This window comes from Massilia sp. UYP11 (genome assembly GCF_050434805.1).
Classification (GTDB): Bacteria; Pseudomonadota; Gammaproteobacteria; order Burkholderiales; family Burkholderiaceae_D; genus Telluria.
Genome location: NZ_JBNDJE010000007.1, coordinates 148,840 through 169,588, shown reverse-complemented (window position 1 = coordinate 169,588; position 20,749 = coordinate 148,840). Strand labels below are relative to the sequence as shown.

Below are 20,749 nucleotides of genomic sequence, written 5' to 3'. Positions count from 1 at the left end.
CCGAAGCTGAGGCAAACTATTACAAGCAGTTGAGCAGTCAGGCTATCCCGGCCTGACTCACACTAACCGGCCTCCACGAAAGCCGGGGCGGTTCAGAACGCGGGCGTAGCGTCTGCGCGATTGGTGACGCGAGTCGGACGGCGACAATGCCGTGGAAACGCATGGTCGCGAATCGACACCACAATACAAGCATGCCGGTGACAGGCAGGCGCGCCGCAACCAAAAGCAAGCGATTGGGAACGATAGGATTGTTGGGGTGAACTAGCACCTGGACAGCCAAGCCTTTTGACGTACCCGCCATGCGTCGGGATACGGATGGTAGTCGGACGAGTGTGTCGTCGCATACTCTCCACGGCCGTACATCGAATAGTATTTCGTCATCGCTTCGATATGGGATGCAGCCTCGAACGTCGCGACCAGGCGAGCCCTTTCGCCAAGTGTCGCTCTGAAAGCGTCTCCGTCCGGCCCAGCCAAGCATAACCCTTCAAGCGCTTGCCCATTCTCATCCAGCTCTTCCCAAACCTCATGCAATAACAACGCCATTCCAGCTCCATAGTTGAATGACCGGCCTTGGCCGGAAGCGGCAGAACAAATCCCTTGCTCACTATGTTCTCGGCCAGACTGACGCCGTTGCCCGGCTGCCTTCTCATTTCCTGCAGCAGCATCGAGCAGCCTCGTCAGCCGCTCGCCACCCTCAGCCGCCGGTCGACATCGGCCGCGGCGCCACACCCTCCGTGGTCATGACCACCGGCTTGATCGTACCGTCCGCATTGAAGTACAAATGCTCGATGGCCATCTCGCGATGATGTCCATCGTTGTCGTTCAGTGGCCGGCGGTGGTAGACGATTACCCAGTCGTCGGTGCCGGGAATATTGGCCACCGAATGATGCCCCGCCCCTTTGGCGATGGTCGTGTCCTGCTGCAAGATGGTGCCGATGCGCTTGAACGGGCCGAACGGCGACTTGCTCATCGCATAGGCGACGCGATAGTCCGGTCCCGTCCACCCGCCTTCCGACCACATGAAGTAGTACACGCCATTGCGCTTGACCATGAACGAACCCTCCACATACGCCGGGTCGGGCGTGATCTCCTTGTAGGTGGTCCCGTCCGGGAACGGCACCACGCTCAGCAGGTCTGGCGCCAGCTTGACCACGTTGGCGTGCTTCCAGCCGCCGTAATACATATATATCTGGCCGTCGTCGTCCTTGAACACCATCTGGTCGATCGGCTGGGCGCCGTTGTGGATCTTGTCGATCAGCGGGCGGCCCAGCGCATCCTTGAACGGCCCTTCGGGACGGTCGCTGACCGCCACGCCGATGCCGCCCGGCTGGCCGTTGGCCTTGATGTCGTTGGCGCCGAAGAACAGGTAGTACTTGCCGTTGTGCGCGATGGCGGACGGCGCCCACACGGCATATGCCGCCCACGCGACGTTCTCGACGTCGAGCACCTGGGTATGCCTGGTCCAGTTGACCAGGTCGGTCGACGAGAAGGCGTCGAGGAAGGTCTGCTTCAGGTAGGGTTCCCAGATCAGGTCGAACCTGGCGCGCATCCGCTCCTGCTCCGGGGTGAAGGCGCGCGAGGTGCGCGGGGCGCCGTAGTGGTCCGAATAGGTGGGGTAGATCCAGTACTTGTTGCCGTAGATCCGGATTTCGGGGTCGGCGTACCAGCCGGGGACGATCGGGTTGGCGGCCTGCAGGGACAGGCCGGCGCTGCTGAGCAAGGCGAGTGCGAACGTTTTAGCGATGAAGAGCGGTTTTTCTTTCATCTGGTCTCCTTGTTGGTTTTTCGGCGGCGCGACCGCCTTGGGCTCCCGCCTACGCGGGAGCGACGTTGGCCTGCTTGTTCTGCTCCTGCGTTGCCCCTGCTTCGCCCCGCACGCCATCCAGGACGCCCAGCAGCACATCGACATTGACCGGCTTGACCAGGTGATGCGCAAAGCCGGCAGCCAGCGCGGCGTCGCGGTCCTGCTGCTGGCCGTAGCCGGTGACGGCGATCAGGGTGGCGCCCGCGGTCGCCGGGTCGGCTTTCAGGCGGCGCGCCAGTTCGCGCCCGTCCATGTCGGGCAGGCCGATGTCGAGCAGGCAGGCGTCCGGCCGCATGCCGCGTGCGCGCTCGAGCGCCGGCAGCGAGGCGTACTCGATCGCCACCTCATGGCTCTGGGTCGACAGCAGCAGGCCCAGCGTCTCGGCGGCATCGATATTGTCGTCCACCACCAGGATGCGCAAGGGCGCGGCGCCGGCCGGACGGGCGGCGCCCGGCGCGGGCGCCGGCGCGTCTTCTTCGTGCAGCAGCGGCAGGCTGATCACGAAGGTGCTGCCTTTACCCAGGCCCGGGCTGGAACAGCCCACCGTGCCGCCGTGCAGCTCGACCAGGTGCTTGACCAGGGCCAGCCCCAGGCCCAGGCCGCCCTGGGAACGATCGGACGAGCGCTCGGCCTGGGTGAACAGGTCGAACACGCGGCCGGTGAGTTCGCGGTCCATGCCGATGCCCTCGTCGCGCACGCTCAGCACCAGGCGCGTGCCCAGCACCTCGGCGCGCAGGTCGATGCCGCGCCCCGAGGGCGTGTACTTGGCGGCGTTGCCCAGCACATTGGCCACCACCTGCACCAGGCGCGCCTTGTCGCCGCGCACCGCGGCGTGTTCCGGCGGCAGGCGCACGCCGAGCTGCTGCGAGCGCGCATCGATCGCCGGCCGCACCTGCTCCACCGCTTCTTCGACCACGGTGCGCGCCGCCACCCGCGCCTGGCCCAGGGTGATCAGGCCGCGCGTGACGCGCGACACGTCGAGCAGGTCGTCCACCAGGCGCGTCATGTGGCGCACCTGGCGTCCGATGATGGTGCTGCTCTGGTGTACCCGGCGCTCGTCCATATTGCCCAGCCGCAGCAGCTCGGCGGCGGCGCTGATCGGCGCCAAGGGGTTCCTCAACTCGTGCGCCAGCATGGCCAGGAATTCGTCCTTGCGGCGGTCGGCTTCCATCAGCTTTTCTTCGGCCAGCTTGCGGTCGGTGATATCGCGGAAGAAGGTGGCGATACCGCCGTCCTGGGTCGGATAGGCGCGGATGTCGGTCCAGATGCGGCGCCCGTCGGGGAACACGCGGCACTCCTCGGCGGCGCCGGCGCGGCGCGTGTCCATCACGCGGTGGTACATGCGGCCGGCCTCGCTGTCGGCCATGGCGGTGAACACGTCCCAGTGGTTGCGGCCGATCACCTCCTCGCGCGTGACGGCGCAGATGCGCAGGCCCTCGGCGTTCATGCGCTGCACGATCCAGTTGCGGTCGAACAGGGCGAAGCCTTCGGAGATGTTGTCGAAGATGTCGCGGCTGCGGTCGCGTTCTTCGCGCAGCAGCGCCTGCGCGCGCGCGGTCTCGGCCGCGCCCCAGGTGCGCTCGGCCACGTCGCGCGCGAGCTGGACGTCGTGGCAGGTCCAGGAGCGCGGCGTCGGCGCATCGACGCCCAGGCAGGCGATCAGGCGGCCGGCTTTCACCAGCGGCACCACCAGCATGGCGCCGATCCGCTCGCCCTTCCAGGCGGCGCGCAGGGCTTGCGCGCGCGGGTCGTTGGCCGCATCGTGGATCTGCACCACGGCGCCGCTGCGCAACTCGTCCACCACCGCCGGACCGAAGTCGTGCAGCGGCGAACGCATTGCGGCCGGGGCGGCGCCGTCCTGGGACCACAGGCGCGGCACGTCCAGGCGGCCGCTGAGCGGATCGATCTCGGCATACAGCACGCGCGCCGCGCCGAGCTCCACCCCGAGCAAGGCGCTGGCCGTGGCGATCACCTCGCCCGGATCCTCGATCGGGCCCAGCGCATCGGACACCCTGAGCTGGAAGGCGGCGCGCCGTTCGGCCAGCACGCGGCCGGTGGTTTCCATGCAGGTGCAGAACAGGCCGCCGACCTGGCCGGCCGCATCGACCAGCGGGGCATACGAGAAGGTGAACCAGGCGCGCTCGGGATAGCCGTTGCGCAGAAGGCTCAGCTCGAGGTCTTCGAAGAACACCGCCTCGCCCGCCACCGTGCGCTCGGCCAGCGGCCCCAGCTCGGGCCAGGCTTCGGGCCACACCTCGGCGAACGGCAGGCCGGGCGAGCACGGGTAGCGCCCGCCCAGGATGGGGATGTAGGCGTCGTTGAACAGGAAGGCGAACTGCGGACCCCACGCGATGAACATCGGGAAGGACGAATGCAGCATCATGTCCACCGCCGTGCGCAGCGACGGTGGCCAGCCCTCGGGAGGGCCGAGGCTGGACGTCCGCCAGTCGTGGCCGCGCATGCGCGCCGCCACCTGGCCGTCACTCGAAAAAGCGGGATGCGGGAGCGGAACCATACCGCCAATTGTCGCATACCTGCTTGTCAATACCGTGCAGTTTTTTCTGCTTTTGCCGGGCTATTTCTGAATGAAATGCTCGCGGTAATAGCGCAGTTCTTCGATCGACTCGGTGATGTCGGCCAGCGCCGTATGCTTCTGGTGCTTCTTGAAGCCGGTAGCGACTTCCGGCTTCCAGCGGCGGCACAGTTCCTTCAGGGTCGACACGTCCAGATTACGGTAGTGGAAGAAGGCTTCGAGCTTCGGCATGCCGCGCGCCATGAAGCGGCGGTCCTGGCAGATCGAGTTGCCGCACATCGGCGATTTATTCGACGCAACGTATTGCTTGAGGAAGGCGATCAGTTCCTGCTCGGCCTGGGCTTCGCTGACGGTCGAGGCTTTCACACGGTCGATCAGGCCCGACTTGCCGTGGGTGCCCTTGTTCCAGTTGTCCATCTTGTCCAGCGTCGCGTCCGACTGGTGGATGGCGAACACCGGGCCTTCGGCGATGATGTTCAGCTCGGGGTCGGTGACGACCACCGCCACTTCGATGATGCGGTCGTTGTCCGGATCCAGGCCAGTCATTTCCATGTCGACCCAGACCAGGTTGAAATCGTTTTGACGCGGCACCGCGGCGGACTCGGTGGTTGGTGTAGCTTGTGACATAATTCTCTCTTTGCCTAGACTTGTTTCACTCAGGTGGTTCACGCTTAGTTTTCACGCATCGTTTCACGCTTAATCCTGCATTTTCTCACAGGCACAGAATGTCCTCATTCGGGTTTTCGCTTTTGTTCGTCGTTTTTTTCGTGCTGACCATGGTGCTGCGCACCTGGCTGGCCGCGCGCCACATCCGGCACATCGCGCGCCACCGCGCCAGCGTGCCGGCCGAGTTTGCGCCAAAGGTGCCGCTGGCGGCGCACCAGAAAGCGGCCGACTATACCGTCGCCAAGACCCGGCTCGGCCTCATCGGCATGCTGTGGGGCGGCGCGGTCCTGATCGGCTTCACCCTGCTGGGCGGCCTGCAGCTGCTGTCGCTGGCGCTGCTGCCGCTGCTGGGGCCGGGCCTGTGGCACCAGCTGGCGCTGGTGGTGGCCTTCGGCGTCATCTCCGGCCTGCTCGACCTGCCGCTGGACTGGTACCGCCAGTTCGTGCTGGAGCAGCGCTTCGGCTTCAACAAGATGACGCCCGGCCTGTGGTTCACCGACCTGGTCAAGAGCACGATCATGGGCGCCGTCATCGGCCTGCCGCTGCTGTGGGTGGTGCTCACGCTGATGGAAAAGTCGGGCGACCTGTGGTGGCTGTACACCTGGCTGGTGTGGAGCGGGTTCCAGTTGCTCATGATCGCGATCTACCCGAGCGTGATCGCGCCGATGTTCAACAAGTTCACCCCGCTCGAAGACGCCAGCCTCAAGCAGCGCATCGAGGGCTTGATGGCGCGCGTCGGCTTCGCCTCGCGCGGCCTGTTCGTGATGGATGGCAGCAAGCGCAGCGCCCACGGCAACGCCTATTTCTCGGGCTTCGGCCGCGCCAAGCGCATCGTGTTCTTCGACACCCTGCTGTCGCGCCTCGAGCCGCAGGAGATCGAGGCCGTGCTGGCGCACGAGCTGGGCCACTTCAAGCTGCGCCACATCGTCAAGCGGGTCGCCGTGATGTTCGCCATGTCGCTGGCCTTCCTGGCCCTGCTCGGCTACCTGAAAGGCCAGGCCTGGTTCTATACCGGCCTGGGCGTGCTGCCCTTCATGAACGCTTCGAACGACGGCATGGCCCTGGTGCTTTTCATGCTGGTGCTGCCGGTGTTCACCTTCCCGCTGGCGCCGCTGTCGTCGATCACTTCGCGCAAGCACGAGTTCGAGGCCGACGCCTTCGCCGCGCAGCACACCGACTACCGCGACCTGGTATCGGCCCTGGTCAAGATGTACGAGGACAACGCCTCCACGCTCACCCCGGACCCGCTGCACTCGGCCTTCTACGATTCGCATCCGCCGGCCTCGGTGCGCGTGAAACACCTGACGCTGGCGGGCGCATGAAGCTCGAGCATCGCAACTGCGTCCGCCGCGCGACAGCGCTCGATCCGCTGGCGATCCAGGCCCTGCTTGCCGACGTACCCGGCTGGAGCGCGGCCGACGGCATCCTGTGGCGCGAATTCCGCCTGCCGGACTACCGCGCCACCATCGCCTTCGTGAACGCGGTGGCGCAGGTCGCCGAGTCGCAGGACCACCATCCGGAAATGACGGTCGGCTATGCGACCTGCCGCGTCGCCTGGAGCACCCACTCCGCCGGCGGCGCCCTGACTGAAAACGATTTTATCTGCGCCGCGAAAGTGAATGCGCTTTACCCTGGAATGACTGGCGCATGAGCGAACTGACCGGAATCATCATCGCGGCCCACGGCCGTCACTACCTGGCCGACGTGGACGGCGAAAAGCTGCAATGCGTCACGCGCGGCAAGAAGACCAACGTCGCCGTGGGCGACGTGGTGCACCTCAAGCGGACTTCGAACGACCAGGCCGTGATCGAACGGATCGCCGACCGCACCACCCTGCTCTATCGCTCCGACCAGTACAAATCGAAGCTGCTGGCGGCGAACATCTCGCGCCTGTTCATCGTCGTCGCCACCGAGCCGGGCTTCACCGACGACCTGGTGTCGCGCGCGCTGGTCGCCTGCGAGGCGGCCGGCATCGAGGCCCACCTCATCCTGAACAAGACCGACGTCGAAGACCTGCTGCCGCGCGCGCGCGAACGGGTCGCGCCGTACGCCGCGCTGGGTTATCCGGTGCACGAGGTGTCGGCCACCGGGCAGCCCGAACAGACCGTGGCGACCCTGGCCCCGCTGCTCGAAGGCCACTCGTCGATCTTCATCGGCCAATCCGGCATGGGCAAGTCGTCGATGATCAACCTTCTGGTGCCGGACGCCGACATCGCGGTGCGCGAGATCTCGGCCGCCCTCGACACCGGCAAGCACACCACGACCTTCACCCGCCTGTACCGGCTGTCCGGCGCGGGTGGCAAAACGTCCACGATCATCGATTCGCCGGGCTTCCAGGAATTCGGCCTGTACCACCTGACGGAAGGCATGCTGGAACGCGCCTTCGTCGAGTTCAAGCCCTACCTGGGCGGCTGCAAGTACTACAACTGCCGCCACTTGGCCGAACCGCAGTGCGCCGTGCTGGACGCGGTCGCCGATGGCAAGATCGCGCGCATGCGCCACGCGCTGTATGCGCAGCTGTTGCACGAATCCTCGCAAACCTTGTACTAGGAAAGCACTGATTGATTCATGGCGGCGGTCCCGACACATCAAAAAATGCCCTGCTGCGTTGCAAATCCTCGCCATGCCACGCGGTATGGCTGCGATTGGCGCGCGGCCGGCGAGGCCTTGCCGGACGCATTGTTATGTTGCCAATCCCATCCGCCAGAATAGATCCGTGCGTCCCTGGAGACTATACTTTCCCTAACGAAAAGAGAAACCCCTTATAATTCAAGGGATAACATTCGAGTTGACCCATTATGCCAGGCACCACTCCGATCAAGCACTTCCTGCAATTCTCCGACTTCACGCGCGACGAGTTCGAATACGTCATCAAGCGCGCGGCGATCATCAAGCGCAAGTTCAAGGCCTATGAGGTCTACCACCCGCTGGTCGACCGCACCCTGGTGATGGTGTTCGAAAAGAGCTCGACCCGTACCCGCCTGTCGTTCGAGGCCGGCATGCACCAGTTGGGCGGCGCCGCCATCTACCTGAACACCCGCGACAGCCAGCTGGGCCGCGGCGAGCCGGTCGAAGACGCCGGCCAGGTGATGAGCCGCATGTGCGACATCATCATGGTGCGCACCTTTGGCCAGGACATCATCGACCGCTTCGCCGCCAATTCGCGCGTCCCGGTCATCAATGGTTTGACCAACGAACACCATCCCTGCCAGGTGCTGGCCGACGTGTTCACCTTCTGGGAGCACCGTGGCTCGATCGCGGGCAAGACGGTGGCCTGGATCGGCGACGCCAACAATATGCTGTACTCGTGGCTGCAGGCAGCCGAGGTGTTCGGCTTCCACCTGAACGTCTCGACGCCGAAGGGCTACGAACTGGACCCAAGCCTGGTCAACACCCAGCGCTACACCCTGTTCGACGATCCGGCGGACGCCTGCCAGGGCGCCCACCTGGTCACTACCGACGTCTGGACCAGCATGGGCTACGAGAAGGAAAACGCGGAGCGCCTGAAAGCCTTCGACGGCTTCATCGTCGACGAAGCCAAGATGGCGCGCGCGGCCAGCGACGCCCTGTTCATGCACTGCCTGCCCGCGCACCGCGGCGAGGAAGTCTCGGCCGGCGTCATCGACGGCCCGCAATCGGTGGTCTGGGACGAAGCCGAGAACCGCCTGCACGTGCAAAAAGCCCTGATCGAGTACCTGCTGCTCGGTCGTATCGAAGATTGATTTTTACGCCTGAAGCTTGATCGTTGGCCATTCATCCTGTTGTAATGGCAGGATGAATTTGCGCGCCAGCTGACCATACCTCCCCTACTATCCCTCCATCACTGGAACTCCCATGAGCGACATCAAGAAAGTAGTCCTTGCCTATTCCGGCGGTCTCGACACCTCCGTCATCCTGAAATGGCTGCAGGATCATTACAACTGCGAAATCGTCACCTTTACCGCCGACCTCGGCCAGGGTGAGGAACTGGAACCGGCGCGCGCCAAGGCGCTGAAGTTCGGCATCAAGCCGGAAAACATCTACATCGACGACGTGCGCGAGGAGTTCGTGCGCGACTTCGTGTTCCCGATGTTCCGCGCCAACACCGTCTACGAAGGCGAATACCTGCTGGGCACCTCGATCGCGCGTCCGCTGATCGCCAAGCGCCTGATCGAGATCGCCAACGAGACCGGCGCCGACGCCGTCTCGCACGGCGCGACCGGCAAGGGCAACGACCAGGTGCGCTTCGAGCTGGGCGCCTATGCGCTGAAACCCGACGTCAAGATCATCGCGCCATGGCGCGAATGGGACCTGCTGTCGCGCGAAAAGCTGCTGAAGTACGCGGAAGACGCCGGCATCGCGGTCGACATGAAGCACAAGAACGGCGGCGCGCCGTACTCGATGGACGCCAACCTGCTGCACATCAGTTTCGAAGGCCGGCATCTGGAAAACCCGAGCGCCGAAGCCGAGGAATCGATGTGGCGCTGGACCGTGTCGCCCGAAGCGGCACCGGACGAAGCCGAGTACCTGGACATCGAATACGAAAAGGGCGACATCGTCGGCCTGAACGGCAAGCGCCTGTCGCCGGCCGCCGTCCTGACCGAGCTGAACCGCCTGGGCGGCAAGCACGGCATCGGCCGCCTGGACCTGGTGGAAAACCGCTACGTCGGCATGAAGTCGCGCGGCTGCTACGAAACCCCGGGCGGCACCATCATGCTGCGCGCGCACCGCGCGATCGAATCGATCACGCTGGACCGCGAAGTGGCGCACCTGAAGGACGACCTGATGCCGCGCTACGCCAGCATGATCTATAACGGCTACTGGTGGGCGCCGGAACGCGTCGCGCTGCAGACCCTGATCGACCACACCCAGCAGACCGTGAACGGCTGGGTGCGCATCAAGCTGTACAAGGGCAATGTGATCGTCGTGTCGCGCGATTCGAAGACCGATTCGCTGTTCGACATGAACATCGCCACCTTCGACGAAGACGGCGGCGCCTACAACCAGGCGGATGCGGGCGGCTTCATCAAGCTCAACGCGCTGCGCATGCGGATCGCGGCCAAGGCGCGCGCCAAGCGCGGCCAATAAGGCGGCCAGCAAGGTGACCAATAAGGTGACCAACAAGGGCTGACGGAACCGGCTTCGCAGCCGGTGTCGAACCGATCGGAAAGCCGCCTTCGGGCGGCTTTTTTTCGTCCCGCGTCCGCGCTAGAATTGGCCACCATGAGCGCCGACGACGTCCCTGCCTGCCTGAGCTGCGGAGCGTGTTGCAAGAGCTACCGCGTGTCCTTCTACTGGGCCGAAGCCCTCGACCTCGGGCTGCCCGACGCCATGACCGAACAGGTCACGCCGCATATCGCGTGCATGAAGGGCACCAATGCGTCCCGCCCCTACTGCGTCGCCCTGGCAACGGGCGATGCAGGACCGATGGCTTGCGGCGTGTATGCGCAGCGGCCGTCGGCATGCCGGGAGGTCCAGATCGGAGATACCAAGTGTAATGCGGCGCGTGAGCGGCATGGGTTGGGAGTGATCGGGGGCGTGACGTGATGGCCTGGATGGTCGTTGGCGGGGGCGGTGTGCGCGCGAACTTGGGTTCCCGCCTGCGCGGGAACGACATTGAGGCTGATCGTGGTGTGCGTGCGAACTTGGGTTCCCGCCTGCGCGGGAACGACATTGAGGCTGATCGTGGTGCGCGTGCGAACTTGGGTTCCCGCCTGCGCGGGAACGACGTTGAGGCTGATCGTGGCGCCTTCACGGCACGACTCCGGCCACGCAACGGAGCACGTCGTTCCCGCGAAGGCGGGAACCCAAGTTTCCTTGAGTCGCCACAATCCCATTCCACGCCATCCAGCGCAGGCTGCTCGCATGGACAAACCTTCCTACGTCTATATCCTGGCCAGCCGCCCCTACGGCACGCTCTATATCGGCGTCACCTCCGACCTCATCAAACGCGTATGGCAGCATCGGGAAGCCGCAGTAGCCAGCTTCACGAATCGGTACAACGTCAAACGCCTCGTCTGGTACGAAATCCACACCGACATCACCCAAGCCATCCTGCGCGAAAAACAGCTCAAGCGCTGGAACCGCGACTGGAAAATCAACCTGATCCAGTCCACCAACCCGGCCTGGCACGACCTGTACGCCTCGATATGTGGCTAGGAAGGTCTACAACAACCCCAACGACTGCAGGGCCGCCTTCCCGAGCGGCACCCGACTGGCGGCCGCGGCCTCGTCGGTAATATCGACGTTCAGGGCGAACGCATACACGTTGCCCTCTTTCTCGACCCAGCCGACCCACCACCCGATCTGGTTATTGCGGTCGTCGGGCATGTACCAGCCGGTCTTGGCGTACAGATTCGGGTTGTCCTCCTGGCGCACGATCTCGCGCACCGCCGCCAGCGCGGCTTTCGGGAACGGCAGCTTGCCCTGCGCCAGCCGGCCCAGGAAGCGGGTCTGCTCGAGCGCGCTGATCTTCAATGGCCCGTCCAGCCAGAAGGCGTCGATGACCGAACCTGTCTCCATATTGCCGTAGTCGAGCCGGCGCAGGCCTTCGCGCATGCGCGCCATGCCGATGCGGCGCGCCAGCTCCTTGTACACCGGGACGTTCGACACCCTGATCGCCTCGCGCAGCGGCATGTCCCTGGCCCATTGCGGCAGGTAGGTCGGCCCACCGCCATAGGGCAGCACGTCGTCGACGCTGGACACGGCGCCGGTGGCCAGGCCGATCAGCGAATTGGGAATCTTGTAGGTCGACGCCGGGACGTAGCGCACGGCGGCGCGCTGGCGGTCATGCCCGGTGTAGACGTTGGCGGCGACGTCGTGCACGACGAAGGTGCCGGTCACGCCCGCCTGGTCGAACATCTCGGTAATCCTGGCGTCGTCGCGCCAGACGATGGCCGGCGTCTTCGCTTCCGTCGCCAGCGTCTTCGCCAACTGCGCGCGGCCCTTGTCGGCGTAGGCGCGGCAGGCGGCCCTGTCGACGAAGGCCGCGTTGCCGAGCGTGGCGCCGCCACAAGTCGCTGCCTTCCGGGTGCGCCGAGACCAGCACGTCGCACGGCAGCGCCGCGACGGTCGCGATCGAGCGCTCGATATCGCTGCGCGCGTTCGGATAGGCCGGGTCGCCGCTGTAGCGGAAGGCCCCGGCGCCGATGGCGTTCAGGCTGTCGGCGTACACCATGTTCAGGCGCTTGCCGCCATCGTTCGATGCCCAGGTCCAGGTCGAGCCGCCCTGCGTGTGGCCGGGCGTCGCATGCAGGGTGACGGCCAGCGGGCCGACCCTGACCGTCTCGCCGTCGCGCACGACGCCGACCTTGGCGACCGCCGCCATGTCGAGTTCGAGCAGGCTGGCATATTGTGGATCGCCGCGACTGGCTTTGCCGGAACGCAGGACCGGCGCCGCGGCCGGCGTGGCCCTGACCTCGGCGCCGGACAGCTGCTGCAGCTCGGCAATGCCGCCCGCGTGGTCGACGTGCTCGTGCGAATTGAGGATGATGCGGATGTCCTCGACCTTGAAACCGAGCTTGCGGACGTTGGCCGCGATCTGGCTGGCCGCGCCCGGACTCGCGCCGTCGATCAGGATGTGGCCCTGCTTCGACGTGATCAGGACCGAACTCAGGCCGCGCGTGCCGACGTAATAGCTGTCGCTCGACAGGTCGAACGGTTCCTGCGGCGTGTTCCAGCCGCCGGCGGATGCGAACGGCATGCACGCAACGAGTCCCGCCGCGGCCAAGGCCAGGCTTGTGATCTTCATGAAGTGTTCCTCAGGGTGGGGTCAGAGCGCGTCCAGCCGTGCCGGCAGTTCGCGCAGGAAGGCTTCTTTCAATAGCGGTCCGGCCGCGCGCTGCGGGTGCTGCCGGTCGAGGGTCAGGCGCGCGAACACGATCGTGCGGCCATCCTTGCTGGCCCAGCCGACGAACCAGCCATAGCAACGCGGCGGATCTTGCGCGCCCGTGGGCGGCTCCAGCACGGCGGTGCCGGTCTTGGCGTACACGTCCCAGCCGTTCGGCAGCGCGGGCAGCCGCAACAGCGTCTGCGTCATGTCGTAGGCGTGCGGCGTCAAGCCCAGCTCGCGGTTGACGATCCTGCGCAGGAAGGCCGCCTGCTCCTGCGCCGAAATCTGCAGCGAAGAACCGATCCAGGCAGCGGCGACGCCGCCCGACAGGTCCCGGTTGCCGTAATCAAAGCGCTCCATGTACGACTGCAGGCCTTCCAGCCCGAGGCGCGTCGTGACCTGCTGCGCATACCACACGGTCGAGTTGCGGATCCAGCTGGTCGGGTCGGTGGTGGTGCGCCAGGCCGGCAACCAGTCGATATAGCCTGGCTTGAACGGCAGCGCCGGGGTGCGGGCGTCGGCCAGGATGCCGGCGTCATAGCCGGCCAGGCTGACCGCGATATTGAAGGTGGAGGCCGGCGTGGCGCGCACGTCGCAATCGCCCTGCTCGACCAGGGGCGCGCCGCTCGCGGCGTCCAGCATCAGGGTGCAATCGAGCCTGGCCGGCTGGCCGCTCCAGGCCAGCGCCGGCTGCAGCGCCAGGTTGCCGCCGAAGGCCAGCGCCAGGGTCGCGAAGCCCGCGCCGCGGGCCCAGGCCGCGTGCCGCGCCGCGCCGGGCGTGCGGATCAGTTCTACCCGGGCCGCCAGCGTATCGGGGGTGACGCCGCCGAACGCCAGGGCGCCCCTCATGCCACGGTGCGCATGGTGCTGCAGGCGCAGCTGCGCGACCAGGGCGGCGGCGTAGGCGCGGCGCTCGAACGGCGGCCGGCCGCGCAGCACGTCGCGGTCGCACCCGAGTTCCTGCGCCCAGGCGAGTCGGTCGCGCAACAGGCGCATGGCGGGATTGAACCAGCACAGCGCCTGCAGCGCGGCGCCCACCGTCAGCCACCACAGGTCGCCGCGGCGCCAGTGCGTCAGCTCGTGGGCCACGATCAGCTCGCGCTGCAGCGGATCGATGTCGCGCAAGCCCCGCGGCAGCAGCAGGCGTGGCCTGAAGGGGCCGACCAGCATGGGTGGGATCGGGGCGTCGACTTCAACGACGGCTGGGTACGCCGGATGCGCCTGGGGCGTCCCATGGCGCAGCAGCCGATGCACGGTGCGCTGGCCGCGCCACAGCCGGCCGAGCATCCAGGCCAGGCCGCAGGCATAGGCCGACGCCCAGGCCCAGGCCAGCCACGCGAGCCACGAGCGCTGATCCACGATGGAGGCCGGCACGCCGGCGGCGAGGCCGGACTGCGCGAGCGCGGCCGGCATCGCCGCCGCGCTCACGTCGACTTCGAACACCGGGTGCATCGGCGCCTGCTGCGCCGGCGGCGCGAGCAGCAGCAGGAAGGTGGCCGCGATCGCGGCCTGCCCCAGCAGCCAGGTCGAGCGCTGCATGGCCAGCGCCGGCAGCGCACGCCGCGCCAGCCAGGCCGCGCCCCATACCGCCAGCCCGGCCGCCACGCAGCCGGCGCTGGCGAACAGGAAGCGGATGGCGAGCTGGTCGAGCGCGTTCATGGAGCGCCATCCTGGTCATCGGGCCAGTCGTTGAGCAGCTGCTCCAGGCGCGCCAGTTCGGCGTCGTCGACCAGCTTGCTGCCGGTGAACATATTGACGGGCAGCGGCGTGTCGATCTCCATCACGCGCCGGCCGAAATCATGGGCGAAGGCGGCCAGGGTGTCGACCTTGTCGCTCACCGCCTCGTACACCTGCACGCCATGGCGCAGCTCCTGGCGCACCATCTTCTTCTCGAGCATGCGTTCGAGCGTCTTGCGGGTCGACGAATACGACCACGCCAGTTCCCCGGCCACGGCGTCGTGGATTTCGCGGGCGCTCAGCGGCTGCCGGCGCCACAGGGCTTTGAGCAGGCTCAGTTCGGAGATCGAGGGGACAGCCATGGGACAACTCCATCATGCGACGATGGACGCAATGATGCGACAAACGTCGCACGGCTGTCAACGGGCATGTCGATCAAGTCCGCAAATCGTCGACCGGTTCGCTGCCGAAGCCCGGCGCCAGCAGGTAGTCGACCAGCTTCTGCGCGCAGGCCGCGGGCGAATCGAGCGCGCCGCCCTCCTTCAGCGCCACGAAGCGCTCGCGCATCGGGAAATCGGCATCCGGCGTGGCGCGGATCGCGGCCTGCATATCGGTGTCGATCACGCCCGGCGCCAGGCTGCAGGCGCGCACGCCCACGTCGCCATCGAGCAGCACCGCGCGCGCATGCTGGTCGAGCGCCGCCTTGGTCGCGCAGTACACGGCCCAGCCGGGATAGGCGTTGCGCGCCGCCCCGCTCGACACGTGCAGGATGCGCCGCCGGGCCTGTGGCGCGGCCCGCACGAAGGCGGCGGCCAGCGCCAGCGGCGCCCCGACGTTGAGCGACACGGCGCGCAGCACCTCTGCCGGGTCCTGCGCGGCAAGCGGGCCGACCGGCGTGACGACGCCGGCATTGTTCACCAACAGCGCTTCGTCCGCGTCGTGGAGAAAATCGCGCAGCGCGGCGCCTGCGAGCCAGGCTTGCAAGGCGGCCGGATCGGCCAGGTCGAGCGCGATCTGTTCGATGCCGGCCAGTGGCGAGCGTGCGCGCGCCAGGCCCAGCACGGCGATCCCGCGCGCCTGCAGGTCGGCCGCGATCGCGGCGCCGAGGCCGCGGGTGTGGCCGGTGACGATTGCCTTCTTCATGCTGTAGTCCTTATCTATGAATACGTCCTCAAATGAATACGGGTTCGGGTTCCAGCGCCACGCCGTAGCGGGCCGCCACGTCGGACTGGATGGCCTGGGCCAGGCGCACCACGTCGGTCCCCGTCGCGCCGCCCAGGTTGACCAGGACCAGGGCCTGCTTGTGGTAAACACCGGCCGGGCCGATATGCTTTCCTTTCCAGCCGCACTGGTCGATGAGCCAGCCCGCGGCCAGCTTTTCGCTGCCGTCCGGCTGGGCATGGTGGACGAGGTTCGGATACATTTCAAGCAGGCGCCGGCATGCTTCGTTCGACACCACCGGGTTCTTGAAGAAGCTGCCGGCATTGCCGATGTCGAGCGGATCGGGCAACTTGCGGCGGCGGATCGCCTCCACGATGGCGCCGATGTCGCGCGGCGTCGGCGCCGCCGGCGTCGCTTCCTGCACCGCGTTGGCCAGCTCGGCATAGCGCAGGTTCGGCCGCCAGGCCGCCGGCAGGGCGAAGGTGACGTCCAGCACGATGAGGTCGCGCCCTTCGGCGTGCTTGAAAATGCTGTCGCGGTAGCCGAAACGACAGGCGGCGGCGTCCAGCGTGCGCAACGCTCCGCTGGCCATGTCGTAGGCCGTCAGGCTGTGGAACACGTCCTTGGTTTCGACGCCGTACGCCCCCACGTTCTGGATGGGCGCGGCGCCCACCGTGCCGGGGATCAGGGACAGGTTTTCCAGCCCGCCCAGGCCCTGCTCCAGCGTGTACTGCACGAAGGCATGCCAGTTTTCTCCGGCCTGGGCGCGCACCAGCACTTTGCCATCCTGCTCGCCCAGGATCTCCCTCCCCTGGCCCGCCATGTGCAGCACCAGCCCGTCGAAGTCCCGGGTGAACAACAGGTTGCTGCCGCCGCCCAGCACCAGGCGCGGCAGTTGGGCGAGCGCGGGATCGGCGCGTACCGCCGCCAGTTGCCCGGCGCCGGTGACGCGCAGGTAGTGGCGGGCCGTGGCGGGAATGCGGAAGGTATTCAGGCCGGCGAGCGGCTGGTCGTGGACGATGAGCAGGTCTGGATGCATGACGGTCGGGGTAGAAAATGTCGTTTCATTATAGTGGTTCGCGCACTCCCGACTTTCCAGGCTGGCAAAACGGTCGCGATCCGGGCCGTTGTCCGCTAAAATAGAGGGATTCATCTAAAGCTTTATCAAAAAAGGACACTCCATGCCATCGTTTGATGTCGTCTGCGAAGCAGACATGGTCGAAGTCAAGAACGCGGTCGAGCAATCGAACAAGGAAATCACGACCCGTTTCGACTTCAAGGGCAGCTCGGCCAATGTCGAACAAAAAGAGCGCGAACTGACCCTGCTCGCCGATTCCGATTTCCAGCTCAGCCAGGTCAAGGACGTGCTCATCAACAAGATGTCGAAGCGCAAGGTCGACGTGCGTTTCCTTGACGAAGGCAAAGTCGAGAAGATCGGCGGCGACAAGGTCAAGCAGGTGATCAAGGTGCGTAACGGCATCGAGACCGAAGACGCGAAAAAGATCACCAAGCTGGTCAAGGAAAGCAAGATGAAGGTGCAGGCCAGCATCCAGGGCGAATCGGTGCGCATCACCGGCGCCAAGCGCGACGACCTGCAGACGGCGATGGCGATGCTGCGCAAGGACGTGCAAGACCTGCCGCTGGCGTTCAATAATTTCCGCGACTGATTTTCACGATTGAGTCGCATGTGGCCGGCATGCCCGGCTTGAGAGCAACGCGCGCGCGGACATGTTTCGCGGCGCCTTGCCCGCTTAGAGTAGAATGGCGCGTGCGAATTCGTGCGCATTTCCTACGACGTTGCGCGCCGCCGCAACCCCGGGCAGATTAGGTAGTCTAAGGATAGCAATGAAACGTGTTGATGATTTCCGCCTGCGTATGGGCAACAAGGAATATGTGCCCATCATGATCGGCGGAATGGGCGTGGACATTTCGACGTCCGAGTTGGCCCTGGAAGCGGCCCGCCTCGGCGGCATCGGTCATATCTCCGACGCCATGTCCCAGGACGTGTCCGACCGCAAGTTCGACACCACCTTCGTTAAAGACAAGACGAAGACCTACAAGTTCAACATCAACAACATGAACAAGGCGGTGGTCCAGTTCGACCTGGATCACCTGGCCGAGGCGACCCGTCGCCACGTCGGCGCGACCATGGAAGCGAAGAAAGGCGATGGCCTTATCTACGTCAATTGCATGGAAAAGCTGACCATGAACGCGCCGAAGGACACCCTGCGCGTGCGCCTGGCCTCGGCGCTGGACGCCGGCATCGACGGCATCACCCTGTCGGCCGGCCTGCACCTGGGTTCGTTCGAGCTGATCAAGGACCACCCGCGCTTCCGCGACGCCCACCTGGGCATCATCGTATCGTCGGTGCGCGCGCTGCAGCTGTTCCTCAAGAAAGTTTCGCGCCTGGACCGCAAGCCCGACTTCGTCATCGTCGAAGGCCCGCTGGCCGGCGGCCACCTGGGCTTCGGTCTCGACGACTGGAAGCAGTACGACCTGCACACGATCATGGACGAGGTGCTCGCCTTCATGCAGGCCGAGCAACTGGGCATCCCGGTGATCGCCGCCGGTGGCGTATTTACCGGCTCCGATGCGGCCGGCTTCCTGGAAAAAGGCGCGGGCGGCGTGCAGGTGGCGACCCGCTTCACCGTCACCCACGAATGCGGCCTGCCGGACAACGTCAAGCAGGAATACTTCCGCGCCAACGAAGACGACATCGAAGTCAACGGCGTGTCGCCGACCGGCTATCCGATGCGCATGCTCAAGAACACGCCGGCGATCGGCTCCGGCATCCGTCCCGGCTGCGAATCCTACGGCTACCTGCTCGACGCCACCGGCAACTGCGCCTATATCAATTCGTACAACCGCGAGGTGCAGGCCCATCCGGACCAGAAGAAGGTCTCGGTGATGGACAAGACCTGCCTGTGCACGCACATGCGCAACTTCAATTGCTGGACCTGCGGCCACTACACCTACCGCCTGAAGGACACCACGCATCTGCTGGCCGACGGCAACTACCAGATCCTGAGCGCGGAACACGTGTTCAAGGATTACCAGTTCAGCACGAACAACGAGATCGCGCTGCCGGTGAAGCAGGAAGTCGCTGCCGCGTAAGCCACTCTTTTGTATCGACGCGAGCCACGGTATTGCCGTGGCTTTTTTTTTGCCCTGCATACAACCGTAACGTGGGCGACTCGCCGCCTACGCGTTCAGCCGGCGCAAGCGCGAGGTCGCGCGAACACCAGAGAGCGCAATAGACTGGACGCGTGGACGAAAGACCCGTCCGCCCGACGTTCCTTTCCCATGCAAAAAGCCACGGCATTGCCGTGGCTTTTTGTTATGCGCTTGTCGTTACGGCTTACCGGCACCACGCCGTCACCTGCTCCGTGCGGCGCGGTGCTATTCCATTACTCCTTCAGTTGCGCGGCCAGTGCTGCGATCTTCGCCGCATCGCCGCCCACCGCCTTCACCAGGCGCTTGCCGTAGTCGGCGTCCGCCTTCCAGAAGTGCGACAGCATGGTCTCGCGGGTCTCGACGTTCTGCACACGCTTCAGGTCGCCCGACAGGTTGGCGATCAGGTCGTCACGATCCTGGCTGCTCAGCGAGCGGTAGAACTCGCCGGCCTGGCGGAAGTTGAGCGTCTTGGCGATGCGCTGCTGCTGGGTGGTGCCGGTCAGCGGCAGGTTGCTCGAGCGTGCGTTCGGATCCTCGACCAGCGGCGCCAGGCGGCTTGGCTGGTAGTTCACGCTGCCCTTGCGACCATCGATATTGCCCTGGCCATCTTGCTGGTGGTTACGCACCGGCACCAGCGGCTTGTTGATCGGCAGCGACTGGAAGTTCGCGCCGAGGCGGTGGTGCTGGGTGTCGATGTACGAGAACAGGCGGCCCTGCAGCATGCGGTCTTCCGACGGCTCGATGCCCGGGACCAGGTTGCCCGGCGCCAGCGCGACTTGCTCGGTTGCTTCGAAGAAGTTGTCAGGCACGCGGTCCAGGGTCATGGTGCCGACCTTGCGCTCCGGGATGCCAGGCCAGATCTTGGTCGCATCCAGTGGATCGAAGTCGAACTTGTCCAGGTCTTGCGGCTTGAGCACCTGCACGGTCAGGTCCCAGCGCGGGAACTTGCCGGCCTTGATCGACTCGTACAGGTCGACGGTGGCGTGCGACGTGCTCTTGCCCTGCACCAGCGGGATCTCATGCGGACGCAGGTTGCGCTCGCCCTGCTTCGTTTTCCAGGCGAACTTGGCGTACACATACTCGCCCTTGGCATTGACCAGCTTGAGCGCATGCACGCTGCTGCCGTCCATCTGGCGGTAGTTGGCCGGCGTGCCGTAGTTCGAATACACGCGGGTCAGCATGGCGGTCGACTCGGGAATGTGCGAGAAGAAGTCGAACACGCGTTCCGGCTCCTGCACATTGGTGACCGGGTCCGGTTTCAGCGCGTGGATCATGTCCGGGAACTTGATCGCGTCGCGGATGAAGAAGATCGGCAGGTTGTTGCCGACCAGGTCCCAGTTGCCTTCCTGGGTATAGAACTTGGTGGCGAAGCCGCGCGGATCGCGCGCGGTTTCCGCGCCTGAGCGGCTCGGGATCACGGTCGAGAAGCGCACGAACACCGGGGTCACGGTATCGCGCTTGAACATCTTGGCGCGGGTCAGGTCGGACAAGTCGTCGGTGACGACGAAGCTGCCGTGGGCGCCGGTGCCGGTCGCGTGCACCACGCGTTCCGGGATGCGCTCGCGGTCGAAGCGCTGCAGCTTCTGGATCAGATGCACGTCCTGCAGCAGGGTCGGACCACCAGGGCCGGCGGTCTGGCTGTTCTGGTTGTCGCCAACCGGGGCGCCATTGTCCTTGGTCAGCGTCTGGGCGTAAGCACCCTGTGCCAGGGCCATGGCCCCGGCCGACAACGTCAATGCGCACAGGGCCAGGCGCCCGGCAGAAGGTAAGGCGTAGCTCATAGTCAAAACCTATTTAAGTTAATGTAGAGATAGGTAGCTTATAGATGAGTATGACGTTTATGAAATGAATTATTTTTATTGTGATCATAGGTATTTCACTAATGACGGATGACAGGTAGCGCATCACCGACGCCTGCCGCCCT

At 65.5% G+C, this 20,749-nt stretch carries 19 protein-coding genes; 9 read left to right on the top strand and 10 right to left on the bottom strand.

The features are described 5' to 3' along the window. Nucleotides 1–694 precede the first annotated feature (694 nt). The 3 genes from ABIB38_RS13115 to orn are packed head-to-tail and all read right to left on the bottom strand — an operon-like array spanning nt 695 to nt 4,964. Nucleotides 695–1,765: a glycoside hydrolase family 43 protein gene (locus ABIB38_RS13115; RefSeq protein WP_429204445.1), complete on the bottom strand. Its 1,071-nt coding sequence runs from the start codon at nt 1,763–1,765 to the stop codon at nt 695–697. A 49-nt stretch (nt 1,766–1,814) separates the two neighbouring features. After that, on the bottom strand, nt 1,815–4,319 hold the full coding sequence (locus ABIB38_RS13110) for an ATP-binding protein (protein WP_429204444.1): 2,505 nt from the start codon (nt 4,317–4,319) through the stop codon (nt 1,815–1,817). 60 nt (nt 4,320–4,379) lie between these two features. Then, nucleotides 4,380–4,964, bottom strand: coding sequence for an oligoribonuclease (orn, locus tag ABIB38_RS13105; RefSeq protein WP_429204443.1), 585 nt, complete (start codon nt 4,962–4,964; stop codon nt 4,380–4,382). Between the two features lie 98 nt (nt 4,965–5,062). On the opposite strand from orn, the gene ABIB38_RS13100 reads away from it, so the two are divergent. The 7 genes from ABIB38_RS13100 (at nt 5,063) to ABIB38_RS13070 (ending at nt 11,141) form a co-directional block, all read left to right on the top strand. Continuing rightward, nucleotides 5,063–6,325 (top strand): M48 family metallopeptidase, encoded by a 1,263-nt coding sequence (locus tag ABIB38_RS13100; RefSeq protein ID WP_429204441.1) that lies wholly within the window; start codon nt 5,063–5,065, stop codon nt 6,323–6,325. After that, on the top strand, nt 6,322–6,654 hold the full coding sequence (locus tag ABIB38_RS13095; RefSeq protein ID WP_429204439.1) for a 4a-hydroxytetrahydrobiopterin dehydratase: 333 nt from the start codon (nt 6,322–6,324) through the stop codon (nt 6,652–6,654). The genes ABIB38_RS13100 and ABIB38_RS13095 overlap by 4 nt, the downstream gene beginning before the upstream one ends. Then, nucleotides 6,651–7,553, top strand: a complete 903-nt coding sequence (gene rsgA, locus ABIB38_RS13090) for a ribosome small subunit-dependent GTPase A (RefSeq protein WP_429204438.1) — start codon at nt 6,651–6,653, stop codon at nt 7,551–7,553. Before ABIB38_RS13095 ends, rsgA begins: the two co-directional genes overlap by 4 nt. Nucleotides 7,554–7,801: 248 nt before the next feature. Beyond that, nucleotides 7,802–8,725 carry an ornithine carbamoyltransferase gene (gene argF, locus ABIB38_RS13085; protein ID WP_429204436.1) on the top strand — a complete coding sequence of 308 codons (924 nt, stop codon included), beginning with the start codon at nt 7,802–7,804 and terminating at the stop codon, nt 8,723–8,725. A 112-nt stretch (nt 8,726–8,837) separates the two neighbouring features. Continuing rightward, nucleotides 8,838–10,070: an argininosuccinate synthase gene (locus ABIB38_RS13080; protein ID WP_429204435.1), complete on the top strand. Its 1,233-nt coding sequence runs from the start codon at nt 8,838–8,840 to the stop codon at nt 10,068–10,070. A 135-nt stretch (nt 10,071–10,205) separates the two neighbouring features. Beyond that, entirely contained in the window at nt 10,206–10,529 is a 324-nt protein-coding gene (locus tag ABIB38_RS13075; RefSeq protein ID WP_429204434.1) for a YkgJ family cysteine cluster protein, read from the top strand. A gap of 69 nt (nt 10,530–10,598) precedes the next feature. Beyond that, nucleotides 10,599–11,141 carry a GIY-YIG nuclease family protein gene (locus tag ABIB38_RS13070; RefSeq protein WP_429204432.1) on the top strand — a complete coding sequence of 181 codons (543 nt, stop codon included), beginning with the start codon at nt 10,599–10,601 and terminating at the stop codon, nt 11,139–11,141. Between the two features lie 6 nt (nt 11,142–11,147). Here the strand turns inward: ABIB38_RS13070 and blaOXA are convergent, their stop codons facing one another. The 6 genes from blaOXA to murB all read right to left on the bottom strand — a co-directional run bounded on the left by blaOXA (nt 11,148) and on the right by murB (nt 16,690). Then, the gene (blaOXA, locus tag ABIB38_RS13065) at nt 11,148–11,876 is read right to left on the bottom strand and encodes a class D beta-lactamase (protein WP_429204457.1); all 729 of its coding nucleotides are present in this window, start codon (nt 11,874–11,876) and stop codon (nt 11,148–11,150) included. After that, nucleotides 11,770–12,732: a subclass B3 metallo-beta-lactamase gene (gene bla / locus ABIB38_RS13060; protein WP_429204430.1), complete on the bottom strand. Its 963-nt coding sequence runs from the start codon at nt 12,730–12,732 to the stop codon at nt 11,770–11,772. The genes blaOXA and bla overlap by 107 nt, the downstream gene beginning before the upstream one ends. A 21-nt stretch (nt 12,733–12,753) precedes the next feature. Further along, a complete protein-coding gene (locus tag ABIB38_RS13055) occupies nt 12,754–14,472 on the bottom strand; it encodes a penicillin-binding transpeptidase domain-containing protein (protein ID WP_429204428.1) in 1,719 nt (572 codons plus the stop codon). Then, complete coding sequence (locus ABIB38_RS13050) at nt 14,469–14,852, bottom strand: BlaI/MecI/CopY family transcriptional regulator (RefSeq protein WP_429204426.1); 384 nt, start codon at nt 14,850–14,852, stop codon at nt 14,469–14,471. Before ABIB38_RS13050 ends, ABIB38_RS13055 begins: the two co-directional genes overlap by 4 nt. A gap of 73 nt (nt 14,853–14,925) precedes the next feature. Then, nucleotides 14,926–15,633: an SDR family oxidoreductase gene (locus ABIB38_RS13045; RefSeq protein WP_429204424.1), complete on the bottom strand. Its 708-nt coding sequence runs from the start codon at nt 15,631–15,633 to the stop codon at nt 14,926–14,928. Nucleotides 15,634–15,661: 28 nt separating this feature from the next. Then, a complete protein-coding gene (gene murB / locus ABIB38_RS13040; RefSeq protein WP_429204422.1) occupies nt 15,662–16,690 on the bottom strand; it encodes a UDP-N-acetylmuramate dehydrogenase in 1,029 nt (342 codons plus the stop codon). 142 nt (nt 16,691–16,832) lie between these two features. Between murB and ABIB38_RS13035 the strand changes: the two genes are divergently transcribed. Both ABIB38_RS13035 and ABIB38_RS13030 read left to right on the top strand, forming a co-directional pair. Further along, entirely contained in the window at nt 16,833–17,318 is a 486-nt protein-coding gene (locus tag ABIB38_RS13035; RefSeq protein ID WP_429204420.1) for a YajQ family cyclic di-GMP-binding protein, read from the top strand. A gap of 178 nt (nt 17,319–17,496) precedes the next feature. Continuing rightward, entirely contained in the window at nt 17,497–18,765 is a 1,269-nt protein-coding gene (locus tag ABIB38_RS13030; protein WP_429204419.1) for a nitronate monooxygenase, read from the top strand. Nucleotides 18,766–19,058: 293 nt separating this feature from the next. Here ABIB38_RS13030 and ABIB38_RS13025 read toward each other — a convergent pair whose 3' ends face one another. Then, nucleotides 19,059–20,606: a catalase gene (locus tag ABIB38_RS13025; protein ID WP_429204417.1), complete on the bottom strand. Its 1,548-nt coding sequence runs from the start codon at nt 20,604–20,606 to the stop codon at nt 19,059–19,061. Nucleotides 20,607–20,749 lie beyond the last annotated feature (143 nt).